The organism is Lutibacter aestuarii, from assembly GCF_042676885.1.
GTDB classification, from domain to species: Bacteria; Bacteroidota; Bacteroidia; order Flavobacteriales; family Flavobacteriaceae; genus Lutibacter; species Lutibacter aestuarii.
On sequence record NZ_JBHTIC010000018.1, the window covers coordinates 1 to 12,304 of the forward strand.

Below are 12,304 nucleotides of genomic sequence, written 5' to 3' on the forward strand. Positions count from 1 at the left end.
GCTTTTTCTATTCGGTCTAATGCAATGGAAATTCTATTGGGATCAATATCACAAATGGCTGTGACCAATACATCATTTCTTAACAAGACATTATTTAAATGATTGGTGCCACGTAAGCCTACTCCAATCATCCCTACTCTGATTTTTTGATCTTTTCCAAATACATTGGAATTTAATCCAAATGACATGTTTGGTAGCAGGGTAAGTCCAGCTCCAGCAATTGCTGTATTTTTTATAAAGTTTCTTCTTGATTTCATTGTAATATAAAAATTATCAGTTTATTAAGTTTATTATCGACATCTCTTTGGTTAGAAAACTCAATTTTAGTTTCTCAAAAGTGATGATTAGATTTTTAAAACAAGTAGATATTTTTAGCTAACAAGTAGTGATTTTTAATAAAAAGTCTTTTATGTAAAATTTATCCTCTTTTATGATTAATTTTTACACTTTTAAAGAGGATAAATCATCAATTTTACATGCTTATAAAAACAAATGTTCATATATTTATCCCGTAATAAATTAAAATTAAGTGCTTTAGCAGGTTGCTAAATTAAATTTGGATTAAATGACAAAACCTATTTTAAAGAGTTTTAAGAACGAAAAACGCTCCTTCAAATTATTATTTACTACTATTTATCTATTACTAAATAGTTTAAATTTTATAGGTCAGGAGCACTATAATTTTATTCACTTATCACCAACTCAAAATAAAAGAGCTCTTTATATTAGTGAAATTATCCAAGACCAAAATGGCTATATTTGGTTGAACTATTCTTCAGGATATGCAAAATATGACGGTAATAATTATTTTTACACAAGTATTAATGAAATATTTGAACAAAAAGAATCTGATGATTATATAAATGATATTACTAAAGATTTTAAAAACAATATTTGGATTACCACTAAAAATGGATTGGCAGCTATTTGTGATACTTTAGGAAATTACAAACAAATAGATGCTATAAAAGGAAAACCAGTTCAGGTAATACATACAACTAAAAAGTCGGTTGTTCTAGGAACAAAAAAAGGAGACATCTACAAGTATAATTACACTGATAATAAACTTCATAAAATAACTTCAATACCTAATATTGCTTATAATGTTTTAGAAATATTACAAATTGTTGAAACTGAATCAAATGACTTATTTATAAGTACTGAAAAAGGGAAAATTTTTCATTATTCTAATAAAGAGAATAAATTAAGTATCCTTAATGGGCCATTTTCAGACTATCCAGGAAACTTATATATTACTGTAGATTTATCCAATAAATTATGGATAGGAACAGAAACATTTGGACTATTTGTTTATGATATAAATGAGAAAAAATTTGTTCAGGACGCTCTTTTTAAAAAGCCTATTTATAAAATAAAAAATGAAATGTTTATTACACTTTACTGTGATAGTAAGGGCTATATTTGGGCAGGTACTGATGGTGGAGGATTGTATCGAATTCATTCTCAAAAAGGAACCATTCAATTATATACACACCAAAATAATAATAAATTTTCCTTAAGTAGTAACACTGTAATTGATATTTATGAAGATGCTCACGAGAATATTTGGGTAGCCACAAATTATGGGGGTTTAAATATTTTACCAGAAGTTAATAATAAAATTAATTATTATGAGGGTTCTGCTAATAATACACCATCAAGAGTTTTATCAATATACAAAAGTAAAAATGGTACTTTATGGGCAGGTACTGATGGCACTGGTTTAACAGAGATTAAAACAGTAAACGGTGTAAGTTCTAAAAAACAATACTTTACAAGTAATCAACAAAAAAAAGGATTTTATATTCAGTCAATTATTGAGGATGATATATCAAATATGTGGATTGGCACCTATAAAAATGGGTTATGGCACTACAACTCAAAAAATAAAACATTTAATAACATTCCTATAAAAAACTCACTATTACAAAAAGCTTCAGATGTAAGAAGCGTTTTTAAAGACTCTAAAGGAAGAATATGGGTTGCATCTAACCTTTCATTAACTATATATTCAAGTAATTTAAAATTACTGGCCTCTTTTGATAATAATACTAAAGGATTAAAAGGAAGTATCGCTGAAAGTTTTATTGAAGATAAAAAAGGAACCATATGGATTGGATACTTTAAAGGTGGTCTTTTTAGATTTGATGAAAATGTATCAGATATTAAAAACTCAAGTTTTGCTTATGTAAGTTATTATAATGAAAAAGAATATAGCAATGATATTCCAGGAATAAAATTTATGGAATTAGATAGTTTAGGATTTATTTGGTTGATAAATTCACATGGTAAACTATTTAAATATGACCCAACAAAAAACAAGTACGAATCTTTTCAAAATTGTCCTTCTTTTAAAAATATTGATTTAAGATCTGTACTTGCCGAAAATGAAAATAATCTTTGGTTAAGTTCTTCAAATGGTATTTTACACTTTAACATTAAAGATTCTATAGTGAATAAATATTTAGGAATTGATGGTCTTCAAGATAATTTCTTTTTACCAAGAAGTGCTTTTAAAGATGATGAAGGAATTCTTTATTTTGGCGGAATAAATGGCTTAAATAGTTTTAAACCCAATGAAATTTCAAAAAAAGAATCTAAAGCAAAACTGTATATTCATTCTTTAGAAATTTTAAATCAACCTGCAGATTCTTTAATTCCAAAACAAATTACCTCAAACATAGCTTACTTAAAAAAAATAAAACTGCAACCTAACCAATCTTCATTCTCTTTTAGGTTTTCTGCTATTGATAATGTTTTAAATCCAAATTACAACTATGCTTATAGATTGTTAGGGTTTAATGATGAATGGATAACTGCCAAAAAAGAACAGCTAGCTACCTATACCAATATTCCCTCTGGAAATTATACTTTTGAAGTAAAAGCAAGCTCTAAAAATGGTGTATGGAACATTCCTCCAAAAAAAATTGATATCAGAATTACTCAACCTTTATGGAATAAACCTATTGCATATTTCTTCTATTTTTTAATTTTAGCATTCATAGGTTTACTAATAAAAAAATGGTACGATTTAAAGAAAAAATTAATTTCTGAAACAATTAGTTATAATAAAGAAAAAGAATTACATGCATTAAAAATGAACTTTTTTGCTAAAATGTCGCACGAAATTCAAACTCCTCTTACTCTTATATCAAGCCCTATAGATAATATGTTAATGCGTGCAGAAGAAAATGGAAACCTTTTACTAAAACAACGTCTTCAAATTATTTCTAATAACGTAAAACGTTTATCAAGAATAGTTTTTGAACTTACCACTGTTAGAAATAAAGAGTTAGATAAAATTAGATTATTTGTAACCAAAAACAATTTATGCAAGGAAATAAATGACATTGCTCTTTCTTTTAAAGAACAAGCAAGGCTAAAACATATAGACTTTACTATTAATTGCCCAAAAAATATATCAGAAGTTTGGTACGATAAAGACAAGTTTGAACATATTATTTATAACTTATTAGCCAACGCATTTAAGTTTACACCTAAAGAAGGCAACATACAACTTATTGCCTTACCAATAAATAATAAAAACTCCATAAAAATTGCTGTGTCCGATTCTGGACCAGGCATTTCAAAGGAAGAAATGAAAAATATTTTTACGCTTTTTTATCAATCAAAAGCAGGTAAAAAAAACAAAGGTACTGGTATTGGACTGGCTTTAACAAAAGAGCTAATTGACTTACATAGAGGGAAAATTGAAGTAAATTCATCTACAATTGAAGGCACCACTTTTACCGTTACTTTACCTATTACTAAAGATGCTTATTTAGAAGAAGAACGTATTGTTACTGAAGAAACTAACACTTACAATATAAAAGCTATTGAAGAAGAGGTTCAAAACACAGAAAAACCAAACAACTTAAAACACCATAAAACAATTTTAATTGTAGAAGATAATTTTGAATTACAACATCTTTTAAAAGATTTATTTTCTCCTATTTATAACGTTATTTTAGCTGAAAATGGAAAAGAAGGCTATTATTATGCAAAAAGTAATCATCCAGACATTATTTTAAGTGATATTATGATGCCTGAATTGGACGGAATTGAAATGTGCACGTTGCTTCAAAAAGATAAACTCACAAAACACATTCCTATAGTTTTATTAACTGCCAAAAATTCTACCAAATCAAAAATATTAGGTTTAAAATCTGGAGCTATTGAATTTATTAATAAACCTTTTAATACAAATGAGCTATTATTAAAAATTAACAACATCATAAAATCTACCGAACACATTATTTCTAACTTTAAAAAAGAAGTAATTAGTAATCCAGAGATTAATATAGATAAATCAAACGATGATATTTTTTTAGAAAATTTAATTGCGGCTATTAATTCTAAAATTGAAAATCCCAATTTTAAAATGGAAGAATTAGCTGAAGCATTAAATGTAAGCTACTCAGTTCTTTATAGAAAATGTCAAGCATTAACTGGCGAAGGATTGGTAGACCTCGTACGCTTACTACGTTTAAAAAAAGCTGCTATAGTTATTGCAAAATATGGTTATAGTATCTCTGAAGCTGCTTATATCTCAGGATTTAATGATCCAAAATACTTTTCAAAATGTTTTAAAAAACACTTTGGAAAAACGCCAAATACTTTTAAAAAAGAAGCACTCCAAACAGGTTCAGAAAATTATCTTAAAAAATATAAATTAGATACCTATGCCTAAAAACAAGTTTTTTATTTTTAAATAGACGATACGTTTCCAATATCTGAAAGTGGCACACAAGATAGATAAGAACCTGGAATAGGATCATAGTGTAGTATTTCTTTTCCAACACTTTCAGAAGTATAATAGCCAAAAAGTGTATAGTGCCTAATAAAAGTTAAATATTTATAAATGCAGTATAACTCTTTATTTTTAACCTTGTCTTCTGCTTTGTTTAATAATTCAAATATTTGACGTTGTTGATCTGCAGAAATTTTAAAAAATATAGAAATTAAATGTAAAAAATCTTCTCGACTTCCATTTTCAACTTCTTTTTTAAACATCGCTTCAAACTTAGTTTTAAAATATTGCGCACCCTTTAAAAAAATTTGTTGTTCGTTTTCAAAAAAAACATCTTTTAAAATTAAATCAATAAATTGAGGAATATTTACATCTAAAGCACCTATAGTTTTAGAAGCTGGCACAATAATATCTACAATATTTTCAAGAACAAAAGCCTGTTTGTTATCTAAAAGAAGTGGCTTCCAAGATAAGTTCTCTTTTTGACTACATGAAGTTAATAGTTGCATTATAGCAGGAGTTGCAATAACAGAGCCTAACCAAAAAGGGGTTGTTTTAAGTAAATCTCTCCTGTTCATTTATTTGTTAATTTTTAATTGCTTTACCGCATGGTTAGCTGCTCTAGCAGTTAAAGCCATATAGGTAAGCGATGGATTTTGATAAGCTGAGGAAGTCATACAAGAACCATCTGTAACATAAACATTAGGCACCCCATGAATTTGATTGTTTTTATTCAACACTGAAGTTTTTGAATCATTTCCCATTCTTGCTGTTCCCATTTCATGAATTGCAAGTCCAGGATAACAAGGTTCATCAAAACCTTCTACATTTTTAAACCCCGCCAATTGAAACATTTTTATAGCCTCTTGTTGCATATCTTTTCTCATTTCCCTTTCATTTTCTTTAAATTCACAATCAAAAATTACCGTTGGTAACCCCCATTGATCAAGCTTATCATAATTTAAGTACATTTTATTTTCATGATAAGGCAAACATTCACCAAAGCCACTCATTCCAATCTTCCATGGCCCTGGCTTAAATAACTCTTCCTTTAATTCTTCTCCAAAACTAAGTTCATTTATAGCTCGAGTCCAATTTTTTCTGCTTGCACTACCTTGAAATCCATATCCTCTTATAAATTTATGATCAGATTTATTTCCAGATAAATTTCTAAATCTAGGAATATGAAAACTCGCTGGTCTTCTTCCTTTATAATATTTATCATCAAAACCTTCAACAATAGCAGTAGCACCAACTTTAAAATGATGATCCATTAAATTATGACCTAATTCGCCACTATCATTACCCAAACCATTTGGATATCTTTCAGATTTAGAATTCAATAAAATTGAGGTAGTGGCAACCGTAGAAGCACAGCAAAAAATTACTTTAGCCCTAAAAACAATTTTTTCTAGGGTTTCAGCGTCAATCACTTCAACTCCATCAGCCACACCGTTTTTATCGTTATAAATAATTTTTGAAACAATTGAATTTGGCCTCAGTGTCATATTTCCAGTTTTTTGAGCTGCTGGAAGTGTTGACGAATTACTGCTAAAGTAAGCTCCAAAAGGACAGCCTCTCATACACCTATTTCTATACAAGCAATTACTTCTGCCTAAATGTACTTTATCACCTGTAAGGTTTGCAAAACGACCTATGGTAAGTTGTCTATCCTTATAATTTTCAATTATCTTATGTTTAAATTCATTTTCAACACAATTTAAATCCATTGGTGGTGAGAGAATTCCGTCAGGGAAATGAGGTAAACCTAAATTTTCTCCACAAACTCCAATAAATTCTTCAACTTTATCATACCAAGGTGCAATATCTTTATACCTAATAGGCCAATCAATAGCAATACCATCTTTTTTGTTAGCTTCAAAATCTAAATCACTTAATCTTAAACACTGTCTTCCCCATGTTATAGAACGTCCCCCAACATGATAACCTCTAATCCAATCAAATCTCTTATCTTCATTATAAGGATGTTTTAGGTCATTTACAAACCAGTGTTTGATACTTGGATGAGTAACAAAACCTGTTCTCCTTTGTTTTTGCTGCTTCTCAAGCTCACTTGCATTGCTTAAACCTTGATACTTAAAATCCCAAGGATCCATATTGGCTGTCGTATAATCCGTGATATGATTTACCATTCTTCCTCTCTCTAGCACCAAAGTTTTAAGTCCTTGTTCACAAAGTTCTTTTGCGGCCCATCCACCTGAGATTCCTGTACCAATTACAATAGCATCGTATGTAACCATCTTAAATTTATCTTTTCCTTAATAACTTAAAAATTGTTAAGTCTACTTTACACAAAAAAAGAAAATATAGTCTTAAAAAAGGAGGAAATTTATGTCTAAATTGGTAGTTAGATTAACTTTTTTAATACTTTTTAAATCAAAATTATAAACAAAAAAGCTCAACACATTAGTGTTGAGCAAACTTATTTTTTCAGCAGAGAGGAAGGGATTCGAACCTTTGGAGATTTCTCTTTATTTATAAGGACTTCCCTACTCCATTAAATTTTTGTTGACCGATTTGTTGACCTAACCATTGATATCCATTGATTGGTTTTAACTCTCAATCTCACTAACAAATATACGATTTTAATACTACAAATAGCACCAAACAATGTCAAATACTATGATACTTTTCTCAAATAATCGTTTACAATTTCAAGCTTAATACCACTATATTCTGCAAATTCTTCTGAAGTAATGAATTGATGTTTTTGTTTTCCGAAATGTAATTTGATTGTATTCAATAATTTTCTTCCATAGCGTTCACTACGTCCAGTGATGCATTGAATGTCTTTTGGGTAAATACAAGCTCTTACTATCTTCATTTTAATACTCTATCTATACTTTATCCTACTAGTATTTATACTTTACCTATACACCCTTATTTGTTATAAAAAGGATGTTTTCGGAATGGATGGATTTCGGTTTTTTAATTCCTTTATAAAGATAGCTTCATTTGTTGAGAATTTAAAATTTATAACATTATGGCTAAACAAACCGGTATTATTAAATTAAAAGGAACCATTGGTGGAATTTCCTTTTACAAAACGAGTGATGGACACCTTGCTCGCGAAAAAGGTGGTGTTGACAAATCTAGAATTGCAAATGATCCTGCGTTTCAAAGAACTCGTGAAAATGGTTCTGAATTTGGAAGAGCAGGTAAAGGTGGTAAAGTTCTACGTAATGCAATTCGTATTCTTTTGCAAAATGCAAAAGACAAAAGAGTGGTTAGTAGATTAACTACTGACTTATTAAAAGTAGTTAAAACAGATACGACTAACGCTCGTGGATTGAGAACTATTCAAGATGGTGTTTTGAGTTCTTTGGAAGGATTCGAATTTAATTTGAATGGTAAACTTGGTTCTACGTTGTTTGCTCCATTTTCAACAACTTACGACAGAGTAAGTGGGGATATCTCTGTTGACTTGGCTGCTTTTGCTCCTGCAATAAGAATTGCTGCACCTTCTGGAACAACACATTTTAAAGTAGTTACAGGAGCTGCTGAACTTGATTTTGAAAATGAAGTTTCTTCTTTTGAAAATGATGAAACTGCTATTTTACCTTATGACAGTGCTAACACAGCTGCTATTGCTTTAACTGTTACTGCTCCAGCAAATTCAACACACCCTGTATTTATTGTATTGGGAATTGAATTTTATCAAGAGGTAAACGGACAAATGTATTCGTTGAAAAACGGAACCTACAATGCTTTATCAGTTGTAAAAATTGATACGGTATAATGGAATTGGTTTTACATAGAACCTATTTTGAAAAGGGCACGAATAGTGTCCTTTTCTTGAATTCTAAATTTCTAGGATTTACCATTGAATTGCCCTGGAGAAAAAACCAAAAATCTGTTTCGTGTATTCCAGAAGGAACTTACGTATTAAAACCTCGATTTTCTGAAAAGTTTAAACATCATTTAATCCTTGAAAATGTAATTAATAGAAGCTTAATATTAATTCATCCAGCAAATGATGCTTTAAAAGAATTACGTGGTTGTATTGCTCCGGTTACCTATTTATCTGGTATTGGAAAAGGAACTACTTCAAAACTATTATTTAAAAAAATTGTATCGCTATGCTACCAAGCATTTGAGCGAAAAGAAAAAGTAATATTAACTATTAAATCATAACTTATGAAACTTAAAGAACGATATAAAAAACCGACTCCTCCATTTTTTAGAAAATTAAGAAACATTGGAATTGCATTGGCCACCGCAGGTGGTGTTATTATTGCTGCTCCAATTTCATTGCCAGCTGCAGTAGTTACAGTTGCAACATACTTAACAGTTGCCGGAACAGTTGCTACGGCTGTAAGCCAAGCTGTTGTTTCTGATAAAAAGAAAGAAAAGGATCTAGATTCTAAAATTGACTAACTCTTAAATTTAGAAATTGAATTGGAAAACAATATTCAAATAAAGTCTGGGGTTATTGGTGGGACTTTGCTATCCACTGCACTAAACATTAGCATAAACGATGTAATTTTTACCGTTGTTATGGCTGTTATTGGTGCAGTGGTTAGTTTTTTTGTTTCTTATTTTTTGAAGCGATTATTTTCTAATAAATAAAAAAGCCTAGTTATTTTTTTAACCAGGCTTTTTTAAATATTGTTGTATGCAGTTTTTTATTCTTTTTCTGTTTTATCCTTTTCTTTATTTTTAGGCGGATGCTTTCCTCCTCCATTCCAAAACCCTGTAATTAACCATAATTCATAATGCATTAACCATTCAGAAGTCCAAGGTATAATAGAGTCAGTATATAACTGCTCAACAGTCCATTCTCTATACTTTGGGAAATATAAGCACAGTTTTTGCTTTTTTGTTGAGTAGACGTGTGGCAATTCTTTTTTACCATTGTATAACATTAATTCTTTAGGATTTGTAATATAAACGTCAACTCCTTTATTAATACGATAAACTAATTTAACCTCATATTCTTGACTCAATGGAGTTGGTTTTATAACGCCAACCCATTTTAAACTATTTTCTCTATTTCTACTTATTTTACTATTTGCATAAACAGATTTCAATTTACCTTCTTGTATAATTAGTGATACTCTTTTATTCTTTCTCTTCTGCACCGTAAAAATTATGATTTTTAATTTTAGTGCCAACAGCACCTATTGTTCCTGTAATAGAAGATACTTTTAGATTTCCATTTTCTCTATTAATTCTTTGTCTTTCGCCATAACTACTAAAAGTTTTAGTGGTCAATTTTTCTCCAAAAGGATTTTGCATCGATTCATTGATAAACTGTAATCCTTGACTTTTAGATAAAATATTTGAAAAATCAGCTTTAACTTTATCCAACCATAAATAAAAATTCTTTTCTCTTTGTGGATATTGAATCCATTTGTCAGCAAAATTCTCTTCTTCATTTACTGGATTTGGGATGTATTTTATTGTTTTGTTTAAATCATTATTATATCTCTCTTCGATATGGAGATGCATTTTATTAATTATATTTTTAATTGCATCAATCAAGTTTTCTTCTTGGTTATATGATTTACCTGATAGCGTAGTTATAATAATTGATATTGGTTTATCCTCATCACCATTAAACATTATATCTCTATGTCTTTTTAATATCTGTACTGCTCTTTGTAATGGGAGTTTATTCTGTTGATATTCTGGAGCAGGTTTTATAGATTCATTTAGAGAAAACATTTTTTTGATAGAAATTTCGGCTCTATTAAAAAACCATTTACCATAACCAAAAGGATTACTTTTTAACCAATTTTCTGTATTTGAGTCAAAATCATAATTATCAGACTCATTGTCCGTAATCCTTATTGCTAAATTGTCAACATTGCTAATATCTGTATGCGAAAATGCTTTTTCTAATATCATTGAATAGCCTTCACTAATAATTGAAGGAAGGATATCCATATGATACTTTTCCTTTAGGTTATCAGATTCTTTTCTGTATTCTAAAGTCCAACATCTACGACCTTCTTTGTCGAGCATTTCCTTATAAACATCATTTTGCTTTAATCTTGCTCCAACTATTCTTTTTAAGTCTTTTTGCGACCAATCTGCATTTTTCCCTGTTAGTTCACAAACAAGGTCAATATCAATATCATCAGTATCATTTATTGGTTGAATTACTGTGCCTAATAAAAAAGAACCTTGTGTTAATATTTGAGGTTTATATTTAGCCAATACAGTACCCTCTTGTGATAACCAATTTCCAACCGCTTGATAACTTTTAACAGCATTATTATGTTGAGTTTCCGAAATATCAAGATTATTACTTAATTCTTCGAAAATATCATTGAATTGTTTTTTTTGTTCTATTGTTAGCATATTTTTATTGTTTTATTAAAACCATCAAAAGTTTTGTTTTCATCATATATTGTTAAAGGCATATCTGCTTTTGGCATCCAAATTCTCCCTAATTCAATTGCTATAGCTATAGGCATAGCAGGGAATATGTGTAATTCAGTTTTTGAAGTATAATTTGATTTGATTTCATCAAAAAGATGCCTCATAGCAATACTAAAATCTTGAAGTTGTATTTTGGATTGCAAGTAATCATTAAATGGCTTATCAATTGTTAATGTATAAATTGAACAATCATCACCTAGTAATTTTGTAATTCTTTCGTTGTTGATTGTTGCACTTAATGAAATGTTTAAAGCAACTATCGGATTAATAGATTTTGGTTTGATTATTTTATAAATCGTATCAATTGAATCATTGGATAATTTCCAAGTCTTTGGATTACGGATTGGTTGATAAATCTCAACATTCTGTATGTCATTGATTAAAGTTCCTAATTTGACAAGTAAAGGCATTGGAGCAAATGCGAATAATGATATATGTTTAATATTTTGTTGTCTAATTGAATTTACTAAACGCTGATTGAAGTTTTCAATTAAAACCTTTACTTCAGTTATCCAAAATTCCTCATCTTTATCTCTAATGGGACTATCTGTCAGACCTAAATCAATTGTTTTAGATTGTGCAGGATAGTGTTCAGGCAGAAGGTATTCTACTACAGTTTCATATATTAAAACAGGAGTATGTTCTCCTACATTTGCTTTGTATGTAATTATATGACTTTGGTTATTTGGGTTTATAGCTGTTATTCGTTCAATTCGTTCTTCTTGTTCTTTTTTCATTTCTAACAAAAGTGACTCTGGATGTTCATCAACTTCTATTCTGTCAATGAGTCTATGGTGTGTATCGCAAAGCAACATTATATTCGATAATTCTTTTGCAAGTAAGGTTGACCGAATTATATCTCCTCTTGGTCCATCTGGAGAATCTGCAACAATATGTGCTAAATATGCTTTATTGAAAAATCGTTTTGTTACCAAGTCCTGATATAATGAAATATTACAACCTTTATATTGACATCTTCCTCCCGATTTTATCAGAAGAAGTTTTATAATTTTATCAGGTATTTTTGTTGTACTCATAGTTTTTTTTCAAATAGAATAGAACTTGTTAATACAAATTAATTCCATTAGTTATTAGGTTAAAACCAGATATACATCTAGGCTACCTATTTTATTAAATTAATATGAT

The 12,304-nt window shown here is 29.3% G+C and carries 11 protein-coding genes; 4 read left to right on the forward strand and 7 right to left on the reverse strand.

The window, feature by feature from the left end:
• Positions 1 to 257, reverse strand: a 257-nt coding sequence (locus tag ACFQZW_RS11630) for a twin-arginine translocation signal domain-containing protein (protein WP_386783185.1), incomplete at its 3' end; no start/stop codon positions are given.
• A gap of 308 nt (positions 258 to 565) precedes the next feature.
• Here ACFQZW_RS11630 and ACFQZW_RS11635 point away from each other — a divergent pair.
• Positions 566 to 4,690, forward strand: a complete 4,125-nt coding sequence (locus ACFQZW_RS11635) for a hybrid sensor histidine kinase/response regulator transcription factor (protein ID WP_298288740.1) — start codon at positions 566 to 568, stop codon at positions 4,688 to 4,690.
• Positions 4,691 to 4,707: 17 nt separating this feature from the next.
• Here the strand turns inward: ACFQZW_RS11635 and ACFQZW_RS11640 are convergent, their stop codons facing one another.
• From ACFQZW_RS11640 to ACFQZW_RS11650, 3 genes are all read right to left on the reverse strand, one after another.
• Complete coding sequence (locus ACFQZW_RS11640) at positions 4,708 to 5,328, reverse strand: gluconate 2-dehydrogenase subunit 3 family protein (RefSeq protein ID WP_386783188.1); 621 nt, start codon at positions 5,326 to 5,328, stop codon at positions 4,708 to 4,710.
• A complete protein-coding gene (locus tag ACFQZW_RS11645) occupies positions 5,329 to 7,011 on the reverse strand; it encodes a GMC oxidoreductase (protein ID WP_386783190.1) in 1,683 nt (560 codons plus the stop codon).
• A 380-nt stretch (positions 7,012 to 7,391) separates the two neighbouring features.
• The gene (locus tag ACFQZW_RS11650; RefSeq protein ID WP_090120032.1) at positions 7,392 to 7,595 is read right to left on the reverse strand and encodes a hypothetical protein; all 204 of its coding nucleotides are present in this window, start codon (positions 7,593 to 7,595) and stop codon (positions 7,392 to 7,394) included.
• A 159-nt stretch (positions 7,596 to 7,754) separates the two neighbouring features.
• On the opposite strand from ACFQZW_RS11650, the gene ACFQZW_RS11655 reads away from it, so the two are divergent.
• The 3 genes from ACFQZW_RS11655 to ACFQZW_RS11665 are packed head-to-tail and all read left to right on the forward strand — an operon-like array spanning position 7,755 to position 9,148.
• The gene (locus tag ACFQZW_RS11655) at positions 7,755 to 8,510 is read left to right on the forward strand and encodes a hypothetical protein (RefSeq protein WP_090120031.1); all 756 of its coding nucleotides are present in this window, start codon (positions 7,755 to 7,757) and stop codon (positions 8,508 to 8,510) included.
• Complete coding sequence (locus ACFQZW_RS11660; protein WP_090120030.1) at positions 8,510 to 8,905, forward strand: DUF5675 family protein; 396 nt, start codon at positions 8,510 to 8,512, stop codon at positions 8,903 to 8,905. Before ACFQZW_RS11655 ends, ACFQZW_RS11660 begins: the two co-directional genes overlap by 1 nt.
• A gap of 3 nt (positions 8,906 to 8,908) precedes the next feature.
• On the forward strand, positions 8,909 to 9,148 hold the full coding sequence (locus ACFQZW_RS11665) for a hypothetical protein (RefSeq protein ID WP_090120029.1): 240 nt from the start codon (positions 8,909 to 8,911) through the stop codon (positions 9,146 to 9,148).
• 248 nt (positions 9,149 to 9,396) lie between these two features.
• On the opposite strand, the gene ACFQZW_RS11670 is transcribed toward ACFQZW_RS11665, so the two are convergent.
• The 3 genes from ACFQZW_RS11670 to ACFQZW_RS11680 are packed head-to-tail and all read right to left on the reverse strand — an operon-like array spanning position 9,397 to position 12,195.
• Positions 9,397 to 9,852, reverse strand: a complete 456-nt coding sequence (locus tag ACFQZW_RS11670; protein WP_386783194.1) for a hypothetical protein — start codon at positions 9,850 to 9,852, stop codon at positions 9,397 to 9,399.
• Entirely contained in the window at positions 9,833 to 11,077 is a 1,245-nt protein-coding gene (locus tag ACFQZW_RS11675; RefSeq protein ID WP_090120028.1) for a nucleotidyltransferase domain-containing protein, read from the reverse strand. Before ACFQZW_RS11675 ends, ACFQZW_RS11670 begins: the two co-directional genes overlap by 20 nt.
• On the reverse strand, positions 11,071 to 12,195 hold the full coding sequence (locus ACFQZW_RS11680; protein ID WP_386783196.1) for an SAVED domain-containing protein: 1,125 nt from the start codon (positions 12,193 to 12,195) through the stop codon (positions 11,071 to 11,073). The genes ACFQZW_RS11675 and ACFQZW_RS11680 overlap by 7 nt, the downstream gene beginning before the upstream one ends.
• Positions 12,196 to 12,304: the final 109 nt, after the last annotated feature.